The organism is Dechloromonas denitrificans (assembly GCF_001551835.1).
Classification (GTDB): domain Bacteria; phylum Pseudomonadota; class Gammaproteobacteria; order Burkholderiales; family Rhodocyclaceae; genus Azonexus; species Azonexus denitrificans.
The window spans coordinates 329,839-345,459 of sequence record NZ_LODL01000019.1 but is presented as its reverse complement, the minus strand read 5'-3'; the positions used below and the strand labels follow the sequence as shown (position 1 = coordinate 345,459).

Below are 15,621 nucleotides of genomic sequence, written 5' to 3'. Positions count from 1 at the left end.
CGGCATTTTACCGAATGGCTATAACCAGGACCAGCAAAGCTTGGATGCGGGAGCATATTAATGATCCCTATGTTCAGCTCGCGAAAAAGGAAGGCTGGCGTTCCCGTGCCGCTTTCAAGTTGATGGAGATCGATGATAAGGATCGCCTGTTAAGGCGCGGCGAGGTGGTCGTCGATCTTGGGGCGACCCCGGGCGGCTGGTCGCAGGTTGCGGTCAAGCGGGTGGGCGATGGTGGCCTTGTCCTGGCGCTCGACCTGCTCGAGATGGAGCCCATTCACGGAGTCGATTTCATTCAGGGGGATTTTCGCGAAGAAGACGTCCTGAAAAAACTCGAAGAAAAGCTCGGTAAACGGCAAGTCGGGCTTGTAATGTCCGACATGGCCCCCAATATGTCGGGTGTGCCCATGGTTGATCAGGCGCGGGTCATGTATCTGGCTGAACTCGGTCTGGAATTTTCTAAAGCCCATTTGAAACCGGATGGTGCTTTTCTGGTCAAAGTTTTTCAGGGAACTGATTACGAAAATTTTCTCCGTTCTATGCGCGAAGCGTTCAAGACTGTCGTGGTCCGTAAACCGGATGCGTCTCGGGATCGAAGTGCCGAGCTTTATTTGCTCGGTCGTGTGTTGCGTTGAAAGTTGTGTATAAAATGGCGTTTTTATCGCTCTACGCTGTAGAAGGAGAGCAAGCTTGAACAACATGTTCAAAAACCTCGCAATCTGGCTGGTCATTGGTCTTGTGCTGATGACAGTATTCAACCAGTTCAATACCCGTCAGGTCGCGCAAGGCTCGATCGAGTACTCCCAGTTCATTGAAGAAGTGAAACAGGGGCGTATCAACAAGGTGGTCATGGAAGGTCGCACGCTCAAGGCGACGACGACCGATGGTAAGCGTATTACCTCTTACGCACCGCCGGATCTCTGGCTGGTTTCCGATTTGCTGAAAAACGGCGTCAAGATCGAGGCCAAGCCGGAAGAAGAGCCTTCCTTCCTGATGAGTATTTTCGTTAGCTGGTTCCCGATGCTGTTGTTGATCGGCGTTTGGGTGTTTTTCATGCGCCAGATGCAGGGTGGCGGCAAGGGCGGGGCCTTCTCCTTCGGTAAGTCGAAGGCGAGAATGACCGACGAAGCCCAGAACACCATCACCTTTGTCGATGTCGCCGGTTGCGATGAGGCCAAGGAAGAAGTCCAGGAAATTGTCGATTTCCTGCGCGATCCCTCCAAGTTCCAGAAGCTCGGCGGCCGCATCCCCAAGGGCGTGCTAATGGTCGGTAGTCCGGGTACCGGTAAAACACTTCTTGCCAAGGCGATTGCCGGCGAAGCCAAGGTGCCGTTCTTCAGCATTTCGGGTTCCGACTTCGTTGAAATGTTCGTCGGCGTTGGTGCGGCCCGCGTCCGCGACATGTTCGAGAACGCCAAGAAACACGCGCCTTGCATTATCTTCATCGATGAAATCGACGCTGTCGGGCGCCATCGCGGCGCTGGTCTGGGTGGCGGTAATGACGAGCGCGAACAGACCTTGAACCAGTTGCTGGTTGAAATGGATGGTTTTGAAGGGCATTCGGGCATCATCGTCATTGCTGCGACTAACCGTCCGGACATCCTTGACCCGGCGCTGCTGCGACCGGGCCGCTTCGATCGTCAGGTCGTCGTGCCGCTGCCGGACATCCGGGGGCGCGAAGAGATTCTCAAGGTCCATATGCGCAAAGTGCCAATTGCAGGTGACGTCAAGGCCGACATCATCGCTCGCGGCACGCCTGGCTTCTCCGGGGCCGATCTGGCCAATCTGGTCAATGAGGCAGCGCTGTTTGCGGCCCGTAGCAGTAAGCGTCTAGTGGACATGGAAGACTTCGAAAAAGCCAAGGACAAGATCATGATGGGCGCCGAGCGCCGCAGCATGGTCATGACCGAGGACGAGAAGATGAATACCGCCTACCATGAGTCAGGGCATGCGGTTGTTGCCAAGTTGGTGCCGAAATCTGACCCGGTGCACAAGGTCACCATCATTCCGCGCGGCCGGGCCTTGGGGTTGACCATGCAGCTACCGGAGCAGGATCGCTATGCTTATGATCGCGAATATTTGATGAGCCGGATTGCTGTCCTTTTTGGGGGGCGTGTTGCTGAAGAGTTGTTCATGAACCAGATGACCACTGGAGCCTCGAACGACTTCGAGCGCGCTACCTCGATGGCTCGCGATATGGTCACCCGTTACGGGATGTCCGATCTGGGCGTGATGGTTTACGGCGAAAACGATGGCGAAGTCTTCCTTGGTCGTTCGGTAACGCAACACAAGAACGTTTCAGAGGCGACGATGCAAAAGGTCGATGCCGAGATTCGCCGGATTATCGATGAACAGTACGCGCTAGCCCGCAAGCTGCTGGAAGAAAACCGCGACAAGGTTGAAGCCATGACCAAGGCCTTGCTGGAATGGGAAACCATTGATGCCGAGCAGATCGACGACATCATGGATGGCAAACCGCCGCGTCCGCCGAAGCCTTCCCAGAGTGCCCCTCGTCCTTCCCGGTCGGATAACACGCCGGGGGCAGAGCCAACCGCCACCGCAACAGCCTGATATTCTGATTTTCATAACAGCCGGGAGCTTGCTTCCGGCTTTTTTCTTTTATAGCCATGTCAATTCTTCATTGTGGCCGTTTTCGGCTCAGCCTGGATCGCCCATTGCTGATGGGTATCGTCAACCTGACGCCTGATTCCTTTTCAAGTGATGGTTTGAGTAATGATGTCGAACGAGCGGTCGCGCATGCGCGGCATCAGCTCGATGCGGGAGCGGATATCCTCGATATCGGCGCAGAGTCGTCACGGCCTGGTGCTATTCCTACGCAGGCAGATGAGGAATTGCGTCGTTTGTTGCCGGTATTGCATCGGGTTGCTGACTGGGGGGTGCCGGTTTCGGTCGATACCTACAAGCCGATTGTCATGCGTGAGGCAATAGCGGCGGGGGCCTCTCTTTTCAATGACATTACCGGCTTGCGTGATCAGGCATCGATGGATCTGGTGCGTGACAGTGATTGCGCAGTCTGCGTCATGCATATGCAAGGGGAGCCTGGCGGGATGCAACAAGCGCCGCGTTACGAAAACGTGGTTGCCGAGGTTCGTGATTATCTTCTTGATAGAGTTGATGCTTGCTTGCAAGCGGGGATTGCCAGGGAACGTGTGATTCTTGACCCGGGCTTTGGTTTTGGGAAAACGCTTGATCACAATCTGGCCCTTTTTCGTGCGTTGACCGCACTCGGTGAAGTCGGGTATCCGTTGTTGGTCGGTGTGTCTCGAAAGACCATGCTGGGGGCAATTACTGGCAGGGCTGTCGATGGGCGTCTGTCGGCAAGTGTTGCGGCCGCGATGTTGGCTGCTCAAAAAGGTGCGAAAATATTGCGTGTGCATGACGTCGCGGCGACCCGCGATGCCTTGAAAGTCATGGCGGCAATCGAACAGGGAGCGTTCTGTGAGTAGAAAATATTTTGGAACAGATGGAATTCGCGGCAGAGTCGGGCAGACGCCGATTACGCCTGACTTTGTGATGCGCCTCGGTTACGCTGCGGGCAAGGTTTTGCTGGAAAATACTGCGATGGCAGCGGGTGAGCGCCCATCGGTACTGATTGGCAAGGACACCCGGCTTTCCGGCTATATGCTGGAGTCAGCGCTTGAGGCTGGTTTTGCCGCTGCCGGTGTCGATGTATGTCTGGTTGGTCCGATGCCGACCCCGGCTATCGCCTACCTGACGCGGGCGTTGCGTCTGCAGGCGGGTATCGTGATTTCGGCTTCACATAACCCCTATTACGATAACGGAATAAAATTTTTCTCGGCACAGGGCACGAAGCTGCCCGATGCGATGGAGCGCGCCATCGAGGCCTTGATTGATCAGCCCATGCATTGTGTGACCTCTGCTGATCTGGGTCGGGCGCGGCGCATCGACGATGCGCGCGGAAGGTATATTGAGTTTTGCAAGAGTACTTTTCCGAATGATCTCGATCTGCGTGGCCTGAAAATCGTCGTTGATTGTGCTCATGGTGCGGCATATCAAACTGCGCCTGACGTATTTCATGAACTTGGTGCTGAAGTTACGACCATTGGAACTCAGCCGAATGGATTGAACATCAATGATGGCGTTGGCGCGACTGCGCCAAAGGCACTGGTTGATGCTGTGCTGGCGCAGCGAGCCGATCTGGGTATTGCGCTTGATGGCGATGCGGACCGAATTCAGATGGTAGATGCCGATGGTTGCCTCTACGATGGCGACCAGCTCCTGTACGCCATTGTTTGTGGCCGTGCGCGCCATGGGAAAGTGGCTGGTGTGGTTGGTACCTTGATGACCAATCTGGCGCTGGAGCATGCCTTGGCGCGGATGGATATTCCTTTTGCACGTGCTGCAGTCGGTGATCGTTATGTCGTGGAAATGTTAAACGAACGTGGCTGGCTGTTTGGTGGTGAAAATTCCGGACACATCCTTGCGTTAGATCGCCATACCACTGGCGATGGTACGGTTGCTGCGCTGCAAGTGCTGGCGGCCTTGCGCGAGTCCGCGGGAACGCTCAAAGAATTACTGGCTGGCCTTAAGCTGTATCCCCAAAAGCTAATCAATGTCCCGATTTCAAAGGGTTTTCCATGGCAGGATGATCCTTCGATTCAAGCTGCTCTAATTGAGATCGAGCGCAAGATGTCGGGAGGGGGGCGTGTTCTGTTGCGAGCTTCCGGAACCGAGCCCTTGCTGCGGGTGATGGTGGAGGGGGAGTGTGCCGAGCAGGTTTTGGCGGCGGCGGACGAGTTGGCATCGGTGGTGAGGACGGCGGTGCAATCAAGTTGAAGATGCTCTTGCCTTGACCGAAAATTGTGCTCCCGGCTATAATCCAAAGGTTTTTCGCCATAAAAGATCAGCCAATTCATGCGTAAAAAGCTTGTTGCCGGAAACTGGAAAATGCATGGCAGTATTCAGGCAAATGCAGCGTTGCTGGATGGGTTGCTTGCCGGTTTGTCTGATGTTAGTAGCGAGGTGTTGGTTTGTGTTCCATATCCCTATCTGGCTCAGGTTTCGGCAAAAGTACAGCACTCGCGCTTGGTGCTGGGGGCTCAAAATGTAAGTGAGCATGAGGCGGGGGCTTATACCGGAGAGGTTGCGGCTGCCATGCTTGCCGAGTTTGGTTGCGCTTACGTTATTGTTGGTCATTCTGAGCGGCGTGAGTTGTTTGGTGAGACCGATCGGATCGTGGCAATGAAATGTGCTGCTGTTTTGGCTGCAGGCATGTCGCCGGTTTTGTGTGTTGGTGAGTCGCTTGCTGAGCGTGATGCTGGGCAAACGAAGGCTGTGGTTTCTCGTCAGTTGTCTGTGGTGCTTGATTACCTTGGGGTGGCGGGTTTCGCCAAGATGGTTGTGGCTTATGAGCCTGTTTGGGCGATTGGTACTGGTCTAACGGCTATGCCATCCCAGGCTCAAGAGGTGCACGCGGCTATTCGCGCTCAGGTTGCGGCTTTGGATCCTGGTGTTGCTGAGTATTTGCGTATTTTGTACGGTGGTAGCGTCAAGCCGCAGGGTGCTGCCGAATTGTTTGCGCAAGCCGATATCGATGGTGGTTTGGTTGGTGGGGCTGCGCTGGTTGCTGAAGATTTTCTTGCGATTTGCCGCGCGGCAAATTCATAGGTGGTGAAATGAGCTGGTTTTTCTCTCTGGTTTTAACGGTCCATATTCTCGTGGCACTCGCTATTGTTGGTCTGGTCCTTGTTCAGCATGGCAAGGGGGCGGATATGGGGGCGGCGTTTGGTAGTGGGGCTTCCGGAAGTTTGTTTGGCTCCTCCGGTTCGGCGAACTTTATGAGTCGTACTACAGGAGTTCTGGCTGCGGTGTTTTTTGTGACCAGTCTCGCCTTGGCTTATGTAGCATCTAGCAAGCCAAAAACGTCTGGCAGTGTGATGCAAGAAACGGTACAATCGCAGCCGGTTTCGTTGCCGGTCCCGGCTGTTTCTGAGGGGGTGGTGGCTCCTGCTGATGCGGGTTCCAAGGCAAAAGATATTCCGAAGTAAAGCAAGGTGTGTTGCCTGGCATAGTCCTCGCTAGGTGGTGCAAAAAACGTAGTGCCGACGTGGTGAAATTGGTAGACACGCTATCTTGAGGGGGTAGTGGCGCAAGCTGTGCGAGTTCGAGTCTCGCCGTCGGCACCAATAATTGGGGCAGTGACCGTAAGGTTTGCTGTTTCTTACAAGAAACTGAATATTGGCGGCGGGTCATGGAAAACTACTTTCCAATCCTGATGTTCGTTCTGGTGGGTGTTGCGGTTGGCGTGTTGCCGGTTGCGATGGGTTTTCTGCTTGCGCCTAGCAAGCCGGATCCGGAGAAGCTCTCTCCCTACGAGTGCGGCTTTGAGGCGTTCGAAGATGCGCGCATGAAGTTTGATGTGCGCTATTACCTGATTGCCATCCTTTTTATTCTGTTTGATCTGGAAATCGCCTTCCTCTTTCCGTGGGCGACGATTTTCAAGGATATCGTCGCGACCGATTCAATCAAGTTGTTCGGTTTCATCGAAATGCTGGTTTTCGTCGCCATCCTGGTTATCGGCTATGTCTACGCCTGGGCCAAGGGTGCGCTGGAATGGGAATAAAGCATGGCCATTGAAGGTGTTCTCCAAGAGGGTTTTGTCACCACTACGGCTGACAAACTGATTAATTACATGCGCACCGGCTCGATGTGGCCGATGACTTTTGGTCTTGCTTGCTGTGCGGTGGAGATGATCCATGCCGGTTGTGCTCGCTATGATCTTGATCGTTTCGGTGTTGTGTTCCGCCCGAGTCCGCGTCAGTCTGATGTGATGATCGTTGCTGGTACGCTGACCAACAAGATGGCGCCTGCATTGCGTAAGGTCTATGACCAGATGGCCGAGCCGCGCTGGGTTATCTCAATGGGGTCCTGTGCCAACGGTGGTGGTTATTACCACTATTCCTATTCCGTAGTTCGCGGTTGTGACCGGATTGTGCCGGTTGATATCTACGTGCCGGGTTGTCCTCCAACGGCTGAAGCCTTGTTGTACGGCATCATTCAGTTGCAGAACAAGATTCGCCGTACCAATACCATCGCTCGTTAATTGCCAAGGCTGATTCACTATGTCCGCCAAGCTGGAAACGCTTAGCCAGAATTTGCAGAAGCACTTCGGTGACAAGCTCAGGTCGCTGAAGATTGCTCTCGGTGAGGTAACCGTTGAGGTTGCCTCCGCTGATTATCTCGTTGTGATGAAAATGTTGCGTGACGAAGCCGATTTGGGCTTTGACGAGCTGATCGATCTCTGTGGTGTGGATTATTCCACCTATGGTGACGGGGCTTGGCAAGGCAAGCGTTTCGCTGCGGTCACCCATCTTCTATCGCTGAACAACAACTGGCGTCTGCGCGTTCGGGTCTTTGCTGAGGATGACGAGTTTCCGGCAGTTGATTCTCTGACCGGTATCTGGACCAGTGTTAATTGGTTTGAACGTGAGGCATTCGATCTCTACGGTATTGCTTTTGTCGGTCATGACGACCTGCGTCGTATTCTGACCGACTACGGCTTCATCGGCCATCCGTTCCGCAAGGACTTCCCGATTTCCGGTCACGTTGAAATGCGCTATGACCCGGATCAGGCGCGCGTCATCTATCAGCCGGTTACCATCGAGCCGCGTGAAAACACCCCGCGCATCGTGCGCGAAGATACTTTCGGGGATACCGCCCATGGCTGACATCCGCAATTTTACGCTGAACTTCGGTCCACAGCATCCGGCGGCACACGGTGTTCTGCGCCTGGTGCTTGAGCTGGATGGTGAGGTTGTGCAGCGCGCCGATCCGCACATCGGTTTGTTGCACCGTGCAACCGAGAAACTGGCTGAAACCCGGACTTGGGTTCAATCCGTTCCCTATATGGATCGTCTCGACTACGTGTCGATGATGTGCAACGAACATGCTTATTGCTTGGCTACCGAGAAATTGCTCGGTATTGAAGTGCCTGAGCGTGGCAAGTACATCCGTACGATGTTCGATGAAATTACCCGGATACTCAACCATTTGTTGTGGATCGGCTGTCATGCGCTGGACGTCGGTGCGATGACCATGGCGCTGTATACCTTCCGCGAACGCGAAGACCTGATGGATGCCTACGAGGCGGTCTCCGGGGCGCGCCTGCATGCCGCTTATTACCGTCCGGGTGGCGTTTACCGCGACCTGCCGGACCGCATGCCGCAATACGAAGCGTCGACCTGGACAAGCGCCAAGAAGGCCGGCGAGTTGAACGAAAATCGCAGCGGTTCGCTGCTCGATTTTCTCGAAGACTTCACCAACCGCTTTCCGACCTACCATAGCGAGTACCACACGCTGCTGACCGACAACCGGATTTGGAAACAGCGTCTGGTCAATGTCGGCGTGGTGACGCCGGAGCGCGCCAAGCAGATGGGCTTCACCGGCGCCATGCTGCGCGGCTCGGGCATTGCCTGGGACTTGCGCAAGAAGCAGCCTTACGCTGCCTACGACAAGGTCGAATTTGACGTGCCGGTCGGCGTCAATGGCGACAGCTATGATCGTTATCTGGTCCGCATGGAGGAAATGCTCCAGTCCAATAACATCATCAAGCAGTGTATCGCTTGGCTGCGCAAGAACCCCGGTCCGGTCATTACCGACAATCACAAGGTGGCGCCGCCGCCGCGCGAAGGCATGAAGACCAACATGGAAGAGCTGATTCACCACTTCAAGCTCTTTACAGAAGGTATACACGTCCCGGCCGGCGAGGCCTATGCCGCTGTTGAACACCCGAAGGGTGAATTCGGTATCTACTTCATCTCCGATGGTGCCAACAAGCCCTACCGGATGAAGATTCGCGCACCGGGTTATGTACACCTGGCCGGCATGGACGAAATGTCCCGCGGCCACATGCTTGCCGACGTCGTTACGATTATCGGTTCCCAGGATATTGTTTTTGGCGAGATCGACCGCTGATGTTTTCCGCTGAAACCCTCCAGAAATTCGACCGCGAGGTCGCCAAGTATCCCGCCGAGCAGAAGCAGTCGGCGTCGATGGCCTGTCTCGCCCACGCTCAGGAAGAAAAGGGCTGGTTGCCGCCGGAAGCAATCGAAGCGGTCGCCAACTACCTCGGCATGCCGCCGATGGCCGCCTACGAGGTGGCTTCCTTCTACAACATGTACGACCTGAAGCCGGTCGGTAAGTACAAGATCACGGTCTGTACCAATTTGCCGTGCGCCTTGTCCGGCGGCAATCACGCCGGCGAATATGTGCAGAAGAAGCTGGGTATCGGCTATGGCGAAACCACCGCCGACGGCAAATTCACGCTGAAGGAAGGTGAGTGCATGGGGGCCTGCGGCGACGCGCCGGTCTTCATCGTCAATAACCGCTCAATGTGCAGCCACATGCATCCGGAACAGATCGACAAGCTGCTTGAGGAGTGCAAATAATGGCCATGCTTGGTTCGATCAACGGCGTCCTGATGGAGGGGCTTGATGGTGATAACACCTGGCACCTGAAGGATTACGTCGCGCGCGGTGGCTATCAGCAGCTCAAGCGCATCCTGGGCAACAAGATTTCCCAGGAAGAAGTCATCGGCGAAGTTAAGAAGTCAGTGCTGCGCGGTCGTGGCGGTGCCGGCTTTCCGACCGGTCTCAAATGGTCTTTCATGCCGCGCTCCTTCCCGGGGGACAAGTACGTTGTCTGCAATACCGACGAAGGGGAGCCGGGGACCTTCAAAGACCGCGACATCATGCGCTACAACCCGCATGCGGTCATTGAAGGGATGGCCATCGCCGCCTACGCGATGGGTGCAACGCGCGGTTACAACTACGTACACGGCGAAGTCTGGCTGGAGTACAAGCGTTTTGAAGAAGCGCTCGACGAAGCTCGTGCTGCCGGTTTCATTGGTCAGAACATTCTTGGCTCCGGTTTTAATTTTGAACTGTTTGCCCACCACGGTTACGGCGCCTATATCTGTGGCGAAGAAACCGCGCTGCTCGAATCGATCGAAGGCAAGAAGGGCCAGCCGCGCTTCAAGCCGCCGTTCCCGGCCTCGTTCGGTCTGTACGGCAAGCCGACGACGATCAACAATACCGAAACCTTCGCCTCTATCCCCTTCATTCTGAAGATGGGCGGCGAGGAGTTCCTCAACCTGGGCAAGCCGAACAACGGCGGCACCAAGCTCTTTTCGGTGTCCGGCCATGTCAATCGTCCGGGTAACTACGAAATTCCTCTTGGCACCCCGTTTGCCACGCTGCTCGAAATGTGTGGTGGCATGCGCGGCGGTCGTAAATTGAAGGCAGTTATCCCCGGCGGTTCGTCCGCGCCGGTTATGCGGGCTGACGTGATCATGGATTGCACCATGGATTACGATTCGATCAGCAAGGGCGGCTCCATGCTCGGTTCCGGTGCGGTCATCGTCATGGACGAGACGGTGTGCATGGTCAAGGCGTTGGAGCGTCTGTCCTTCTTCTACTACGAAGAATCCTGCGGCCAATGCACGCCCTGCCGCGAAGGCACGGCCTGGATGTACAAGGTGGTGCATCGCATCGAAAACGGCCAGGGCAAGCCCGAGGATATCGATCTGCTGAACAGCGTGCTGGGCAATATTGCCGGTCGCACCATCTGCGCGCTCGGCGACGCCGCCGCGTTTCCGGTGCAGAGCTTCCTCAAGCACTTCGGCAGCGAATTCGAGTACCACATCGAACACAAGACCTGTCTCGTTCCCAAGGATGTGCAATGGGCGGGCAGTGGTTTCCACAAGGTTCAGGCCTGAACGAAACCTTCCAAGCGATAGATACGAAAGAACTGGCTACAAGGTAGCGACATGCTAGAAATCGAAATCGACGGCAAGAAAGCGCAAGTACCCGACGGCAGCACGGTGATGGATGCCGCGCAGCAGGTTGGCGTGTACATCCCGCATTTCTGCTACCACAAGAAACTCTCGATTGCCGCCAACTGCCGGATGTGTCTGGTGCAGGTGGAAAAGGCGCCGAAGCCGTTGCCCGCTTGCGCAACGCCGGTGACCAACGGCATGAAGGTATTCACCCACTCCGAACTGGCCGTCAAGGCGCAGAAGGGGGTGATGGAATTCCTGCTCATCAACCACCCGCTCGATTGCCCGATCTGCGATCAGGGCGGCGAGTGCCAGCTACAGGACATGTCGGTCGGTTACGGCCCGATGAAGAGCCGCTATACCGAAGAAAAGCATGTCGTCTTCCATAAGAATGTCGGCCCGCTGATCTCGATGGAAGAGATGAGCCGTTGCATTCACTGCACCCGTTGCGTGCGCTTCGGCCAGGAAATCTCCGGCATCATGGAACTCGGCATGGCCAACCGCAACATGCATTCCGAGATCACCACCTTCCTCGGTCGTACGGTCGACTCCGAATTGTCGGGCAATATGATCGACCTGTGCCCGGTTGGCGCGCTGACATCCAAGCCCTTCCGGTACACCGCCCGTTCCTGGGAACTGCAGCGCCGCAAGTCCGTTAGCCCGCACGATTCGGTCGGCGCCAACCTGGTTGTTCAGGTCAAGCACGACAACGTGATGCGCGTGCTGCCGCGCGAGAACGAAGACGTCAATGAGTGCTGGATTTCCGACAAGGAACGTTTCTCCTACCAGGCTCTGAATTCCGACGAACGGCTGACCAAGCCGATGGTCAAGCAGGGGGGGGAGTGGAAGGAAGTCGACTGGAACGTGGCGCTCGACTACGTCGCGCACGGTCTGAAGGATGTTGCCCGCGACAACGGCGGTGACGCCCTGGCTGCGCTGGCTGCACCGAGTTCGACGCTGGAAGAGCTGTTCCTGCTCGGCAAGGTCATGAAGGGTCTGGGCAGCGGCAATGTCGATTTTCGGCCGCGCCAGAGCGATTTCGGCACCGATTTCAAACGGGCCGGCACGCCGTGGCTGGGCCTCAAGCTGGCCGAGATCAAGGATCTCGACGCCGCCTTGGTCATCGGCTCTTTTCTGCGCAAGGATCACCCGCTGCTGGCTCAGCGCCTGCGCCAGGCCGCCAAGAAATATACCAAGGTCAGCCTGCTCTCCGTGGCGGGTGACGATCAACTGATCAGCCTGCATGCCAAACTTACCGTCGCGCCCTCGCAACTGGCCCAGACGCTGGCTGCCGTGGTCAAGGCTGCTGCCGAAATCAAGGGCGTCGCCGCTCCGGTCGGCCTCGAATCGGTTGCCGTCTGCGATAGCGCCAGGGCGATTGCCCAAAGCTTGGTCGATGGCGACAAGCGCGCCATTTTCCTCGGCAACGTGGCCACCCAGTCGGCCGCCGCGACTCAATTGCATGCACTGGCCCTCGAACTCGGCAAATTGACCAACGCCAGCGTCGGCTTCCTCGGCGAAGGCGCCAATACCCTCGGCGGTCACGCCGGCTGGGCGCTGCCTTCCGGTGCCAATGCCCGCCAGATGTTCGAGCAGCCGCGCAAGGCTTACGTGCTGATGGGGGTCGAACCCGAGTTCGACTGCGCCAACCCGCAACTGGTGCTTGGCGCCCTGAAGCAAGCCAGCTTGGTGATCTACATGTCAGCCTTCAAGCATGCGCCGGCGCTGGAATACGCCGACGTGATGCTGCCGATTGCACCCTTTACCGAAACAGCCGGTACTTTTATCAACATCGAAGGGCGCGTGCAGAGCTTCAACGGTGTCGTCAAGGCGCGCGGTGAAGCCCGTCCGGCCTGGAAGATCCTGCGCGTACTGGGCAATGTGCTGAATCTTGACGGTTTCGGCTACGAATCCAGCGAAGCGGTGCGTGATGAAGTGCTGGGCAAAGGGGCCGAGTTTGTCGGCAGTCTGGACAATGGCCTGAACGGCGTGGCAATTGCCCTGCCGGGTACGGTCGATGGCCTGCAGCGCATCGCCGATGTGCCGATCAACTTTGCCGATGCCATGGCGCGTCGTTCGCCGGCTCTGCAACAGACCGTCGATGCCAAGGCGCCGATGGCACGGATCAGCGAACAGACGCTGGCTCAACTCGGTCTGGCTGGCGGTGCGCAGGTTCGCGTCAAACAGGGGCAGGGTGAAGCTGTTCTGGTCGCCCAGGCCGACAATAACGTGCCGGTTGGTTGTGTTCGCGTCGCCGCGGCACATGCCAGCACTGCCGCACTGGGCGACATGTTCGGTCAGATTTCTGTGGAGCGTGCATAAATGGACGCACTGATGAACTTCGGTCAGGGAATTTTCGGCGGTATCTGGCCGGCCGTGTGGACGCTGCTCAAAATTGTCCTCATCGTCGCGCCACTAATGCTGAGCATTGCCTATCTGACCTGGGCCGAACGTAAGGTAATCGGTTATATGCAGGTGCGGATCGGTCCGAACCGGGTTGGCCCGTGGGGTCTGATCCAGCCGATCGCCGACGGCCTGAAGCTGTTGATGAAGGAAATCGTGGTGCCAAGCGGCGCCAACAAGGCGATCTTCATCATCGCCCCGATGCTGGCCATCGCGCCGGCACTGGCCGCCTGGGCGGTGGTGCCGTTCAACGAGACACTGGTGCTGGCCAACATCGACGCCAGCCTGCTCTACATCATGGCGATCACCTCGATGGGCGTATACGGCATCATCCTGTCCGGTTGGGCCTCGAACTCCAAGTACGCCTTCCTCGGAGCCATGCGCGCCGCTGCGCAGATGGTGTCCTACGAAATCTCGATGGGCTTCGCGCTGATCTGCGTGCTGATGGTGTCGAACAGCCTCAACCTGGTCGATATCGTGCATGCCCAGGATCAAGGTCGCTTCGCCAGTTGGGGGCTGAGCTTCCTGTCGTGGAACTGGCTGCCGCTGCTGCCGATGTTTCTGGTCTACCTGATTGCCGGTGTGGCTGAAACCAACCGCGCGCCGTTTGACGTCTGCGAAGGTGAATCCGAAATCGTCGCCGGCTTCCACGTCGAATATTCCGGGATGGCCTTCGCGGTGTTCTTCCTGGCCGAATACGGCAACATGATCCTGGTGTCCACGCTGACTTCGATCATGTTCTTGGGTGGGTGGCTGTCACCGGTTGGCTTCCTGCCGGACGGCATCCTCTGGCTGTTCGCCAAGGTTGCGGCCATCCTGTTCCTGTTCCTCTGGTTCCGTGCCACTTTCCCGCGTTATCGTTATGACCAGCTGATGCGTCTTGGTTGGAAGGTGTTTGTGCCGGTTTGTCTGATCTGGCTTGTCGTCGTCGGGGTCTGGATGATGTCCCCGCTGAATATCTGGAATTGAGGAGAGACTCATGGGTTCGATGAAGGAAATCTTCAACAGCCTCCTCCTCAAGGAGTTGTTGAAAGGCATGGCGGTGACCGGCAAGTATTTCTTTGCCCGCAAGATTACCGTTCAGTATCCCGAGGAAAAGACGCCGCAGAGCTTCCGCTTTCGTGGTCTGCACGCCTTGCGTCGCTACCCGAACGGGGAAGAGCGCTGCATCGCCTGCAAACTGTGTGAAGCGATCTGCCCGGCGATGGCAATCACCATCGAAGCAGAGCCGCGTGATGATGGCTCGCGCCGTACGACGCGCTATGACATCGATCTGACCAAGTGCATTTTTTGCGGTTTCTGCGAAGAAGCCTGTCCGGTCGATGCGGTGGTTGAAACCCGCATTTTCGAATACCACGGCGAGAAGCGTGGCGATCTGTACTACACGAAGCAAATGTTGCTGGCCAACGGCGACCGCTACGAAGAGCAGATTGCCAAGGACCGCGAACTCGATGCCTCTTACCGATAACGGGTACAAGTGATGGATTTTCAGACATTGGTCTTTTTCTTCCTGTCGGCGATTCTGATCGTCGCCAGCCTGCGCGTCATTACTGCGCGCAATCCGGTTCACGCCGCGCTGCACCTGATCCTCGCCTTCTTCACCTGTGGCGGCATCTGGTCCCTGCTGCAAGCCGAGTTTCTGGCCATCGCCATCATTCTGGTTTATGTCGGCGCGGTGATGGTTCTATTCCTCTTCGTGGTCATGATGCTCGACATCAATATGGATCGCATTCGCCAGGGCTTCTGGAACTACCTGCCGCTGGGAGCGATTCTCGGCCTGCTGATGGTTTTGGAGATGGGCCTGGTGCTCGGCAGCAAGTACTTCCAGGTGCCGGCCGCAGAGGCCCTCGTGCCGGCTGGTATTTCCAATACCAAGAGTATTGGTGCGCTGATGTTCAGCGATTACGTCTATCCGTTTGAACTCGCATCCATCGTGTTGCTGGTCGGCATGATTGCGGCGATTGTTCTTACTTACCGTGGTCCCAAGAAGACCAAGTACACCAACCCGAATCAGCAGGTCTTCGTCAAGGCGAAGGATCGCGTCCGCGTTCTGCAGATGCCGGTTGAAAAAGACTGAACCCCGGGAAGACTATGCTAACTCTGTCACTTTCGCATTTCCTGATTCTGGGCGCCATTCTGTTTGCGATCAGTATCGTCGGCATCTTCCTTAACCGGAAGAACCTGCTGGTGCTGCTGATGGCCATCGAGTTGATGCTGCTTGCGGTCAACATGAATTTCGTGGCCTTTTCGCACTACTTGCAGGACTTGTCCGGTCAGATCTTCGTCTTTTTCATTCTGACCGTCGCCGCTGCCGAATCGGCCATTGGCCTTGCCATACTGATCGTGCTGTTCCGCAATCTCAAGAGCATCCATGTGGATGACCTGGACAGCCTGAAGGGTTAACC

The 15,621-nt window shown here is 56.5% G+C and carries 17 protein-coding genes and 1 tRNA gene; all 18 read left to right on the top strand.

The genetic code is table 11. The annotated features are described in order from the left end of the window. Positions 1-14: 14 nt before the first annotated feature. The 18 genes from rlmE to nuoK all read left to right on the top strand — a co-directional run bounded on the left by rlmE (position 15) and on the right by nuoK (position 15,619). Positions 15-632 (top strand): 23S rRNA (uridine(2552)-2'-O)-methyltransferase RlmE, encoded by a 618-nt coding sequence (gene rlmE, locus AT959_RS09430; protein WP_066882725.1) that lies wholly within the window; start codon positions 15-17, stop codon positions 630-632. 55 nt (positions 633-687) lie between these two features. After that, entirely contained in the window at positions 688-2,568 is a 1,881-nt protein-coding gene (gene ftsH / locus AT959_RS09425; RefSeq protein ID WP_066882724.1) for an ATP-dependent zinc metalloprotease FtsH, read from the top strand. Positions 2,569-2,624: 56 nt separating this feature from the next. Next, positions 2,625-3,464, top strand: a complete 840-nt coding sequence (gene folP, locus AT959_RS09420) for a dihydropteroate synthase (RefSeq protein WP_066882723.1) — start codon at positions 2,625-2,627, stop codon at positions 3,462-3,464. Beyond that, a complete protein-coding gene (gene glmM / locus AT959_RS09415; protein ID WP_066882722.1) occupies positions 3,457-4,815 on the top strand; it encodes a phosphoglucosamine mutase in 1,359 nt (452 codons plus the stop codon). The genes folP and glmM overlap by 8 nt, the downstream gene beginning before the upstream one ends. 78 nt (positions 4,816-4,893) lie before the next feature. Further along, complete coding sequence (tpiA, locus tag AT959_RS09410; protein ID WP_066882721.1) at positions 4,894-5,646, top strand: triose-phosphate isomerase; 753 nt, start codon at positions 4,894-4,896, stop codon at positions 5,644-5,646. An 8-nt stretch (positions 5,647-5,654) separates the two neighbouring features. Beyond that, positions 5,655-6,026, top strand: coding sequence for a preprotein translocase subunit SecG (gene secG / locus AT959_RS09405; RefSeq protein ID WP_066882720.1), 372 nt, complete (start codon positions 5,655-5,657; stop codon positions 6,024-6,026). Between the two features lie 53 nt (positions 6,027-6,079). Further along, positions 6,080-6,164, top strand: a tRNA-Leu gene (locus tag AT959_RS09400). Positions 6,165-6,229: 65 nt separating this feature from the next. Next, positions 6,230-6,601 carry an NADH-quinone oxidoreductase subunit A gene (ndhC, locus tag AT959_RS21610; RefSeq protein ID WP_066882719.1) on the top strand — a complete coding sequence of 124 codons (372 nt, stop codon included), beginning with the start codon at positions 6,230-6,232 and terminating at the stop codon, positions 6,599-6,601. Between the two features lie 3 nt (positions 6,602-6,604). After that, entirely contained in the window at positions 6,605-7,081 is a 477-nt protein-coding gene (locus tag AT959_RS21605; RefSeq protein ID WP_066882718.1) for a NuoB/complex I 20 kDa subunit family protein, read from the top strand. 19 nt (positions 7,082-7,100) lie between these two features. Beyond that, positions 7,101-7,706: an NADH-quinone oxidoreductase subunit C gene (locus tag AT959_RS09385; RefSeq protein ID WP_066882717.1), complete on the top strand. Its 606-nt coding sequence runs from the start codon at positions 7,101-7,103 to the stop codon at positions 7,704-7,706. Then, a complete protein-coding gene (locus AT959_RS09380) occupies positions 7,699-8,952 on the top strand; it encodes an NADH-quinone oxidoreductase subunit D (RefSeq protein WP_066882716.1) in 1,254 nt (417 codons plus the stop codon). The genes AT959_RS09385 and AT959_RS09380 overlap by 8 nt, the downstream gene beginning before the upstream one ends. Then, positions 8,952-9,425: an NADH-quinone oxidoreductase subunit NuoE gene (gene nuoE, locus AT959_RS09375; RefSeq protein WP_066882715.1), complete on the top strand. Its 474-nt coding sequence runs from the start codon at positions 8,952-8,954 to the stop codon at positions 9,423-9,425. Before AT959_RS09380 ends, nuoE begins: the two co-directional genes overlap by 1 nt. Continuing rightward, entirely contained in the window at positions 9,425-10,753 is a 1,329-nt protein-coding gene (gene nuoF / locus AT959_RS09370) for an NADH-quinone oxidoreductase subunit NuoF (protein ID WP_066882714.1), read from the top strand. Before nuoE ends, nuoF begins: the two co-directional genes overlap by 1 nt. Before the next feature lie 51 nt (positions 10,754-10,804). Continuing rightward, entirely contained in the window at positions 10,805-13,135 is a 2,331-nt protein-coding gene (nuoG, locus tag AT959_RS09365; protein WP_066882713.1) for an NADH-quinone oxidoreductase subunit NuoG, read from the top strand. Next, complete coding sequence (gene nuoH / locus AT959_RS09360) at positions 13,136-14,185, top strand: NADH-quinone oxidoreductase subunit NuoH (RefSeq protein ID WP_066882712.1); 1,050 nt, start codon at positions 13,136-13,138, stop codon at positions 14,183-14,185. A 10-nt stretch (positions 14,186-14,195) separates the two neighbouring features. Then, positions 14,196-14,684, top strand: coding sequence for an NADH-quinone oxidoreductase subunit NuoI (gene nuoI / locus AT959_RS09355; RefSeq protein ID WP_066882711.1), 489 nt, complete (start codon positions 14,196-14,198; stop codon positions 14,682-14,684). A 12-nt stretch (positions 14,685-14,696) separates the two neighbouring features. Continuing rightward, the gene (locus AT959_RS09350) at positions 14,697-15,293 is read left to right on the top strand and encodes an NADH-quinone oxidoreductase subunit J (RefSeq protein ID WP_066882710.1); all 597 of its coding nucleotides are present in this window, start codon (positions 14,697-14,699) and stop codon (positions 15,291-15,293) included. Positions 15,294-15,307: 14 nt separating this feature from the next. Next, the gene (nuoK, locus tag AT959_RS09345) at positions 15,308-15,619 is read left to right on the top strand and encodes an NADH-quinone oxidoreductase subunit NuoK (protein WP_066882709.1); all 312 of its coding nucleotides are present in this window, start codon (positions 15,308-15,310) and stop codon (positions 15,617-15,619) included. The last annotated feature ends 2 nt before the right edge of the window (positions 15,620-15,621 follow it).

Excerpts from the sequence above, each read along its gene's own strand:
- AT959_RS09350 (WP_066882710.1), top strand. The coding sequence starts at position 14,697 with ATGGATTTTCAGACATTGGTCTTTTTCTTCCTGTCGGCGATTCTGATC.
- AT959_RS09380 (WP_066882716.1), top strand. The coding sequence starts at position 7,699 with ATGGCTGACATCCGCAATTTTACGCTGAACTTCGGTCCACAGCATCCG.
- secG (WP_066882720.1), top strand. The coding sequence starts at position 5,655 with ATGAGCTGGTTTTTCTCTCTGGTTTTAACGGTCCATATTCTCGTGGCA.
- folP (WP_066882723.1), top strand. The coding sequence starts at position 2,625 with ATGTCAATTCTTCATTGTGGCCGTTTTCGGCTCAGCCTGGATCGCCCA.
- AT959_RS09385 (WP_066882717.1), top strand. The coding sequence starts at position 7,101 with ATGTCCGCCAAGCTGGAAACGCTTAGCCAGAATTTGCAGAAGCACTTC.
- nuoK (WP_066882709.1), top strand. The coding sequence starts at position 15,308 with ATGCTAACTCTGTCACTTTCGCATTTCCTGATTCTGGGCGCCATTCTG.
- nuoG (WP_066882713.1), top strand. The coding sequence starts at position 10,805 with ATGCTAGAAATCGAAATCGACGGCAAGAAAGCGCAAGTACCCGACGGC.
- nuoH (WP_066882712.1), top strand. The coding sequence starts at position 13,136 with ATGGACGCACTGATGAACTTCGGTCAGGGAATTTTCGGCGGTATCTGG.
- nuoI (WP_066882711.1), top strand. The coding sequence starts at position 14,196 with ATGGGTTCGATGAAGGAAATCTTCAACAGCCTCCTCCTCAAGGAGTTG.
- rlmE (WP_066882725.1), top strand. The coding sequence starts at position 15 with ATGGCTATAACCAGGACCAGCAAAGCTTGGATGCGGGAGCATATTAAT.
- nuoF (WP_066882714.1), top strand. The coding sequence starts at position 9,425 with ATGGCCATGCTTGGTTCGATCAACGGCGTCCTGATGGAGGGGCTTGAT.
- tpiA (WP_066882721.1), top strand. The coding sequence starts at position 4,894 with ATGCGTAAAAAGCTTGTTGCCGGAAACTGGAAAATGCATGGCAGTATT.
- ndhC (WP_066882719.1), top strand. The coding sequence starts at position 6,230 with ATGGAAAACTACTTTCCAATCCTGATGTTCGTTCTGGTGGGTGTTGCG.
- AT959_RS21605 (WP_066882718.1), top strand. The coding sequence starts at position 6,605 with ATGGCCATTGAAGGTGTTCTCCAAGAGGGTTTTGTCACCACTACGGCT.
- nuoE (WP_066882715.1), top strand. The coding sequence starts at position 8,952 with ATGTTTTCCGCTGAAACCCTCCAGAAATTCGACCGCGAGGTCGCCAAG.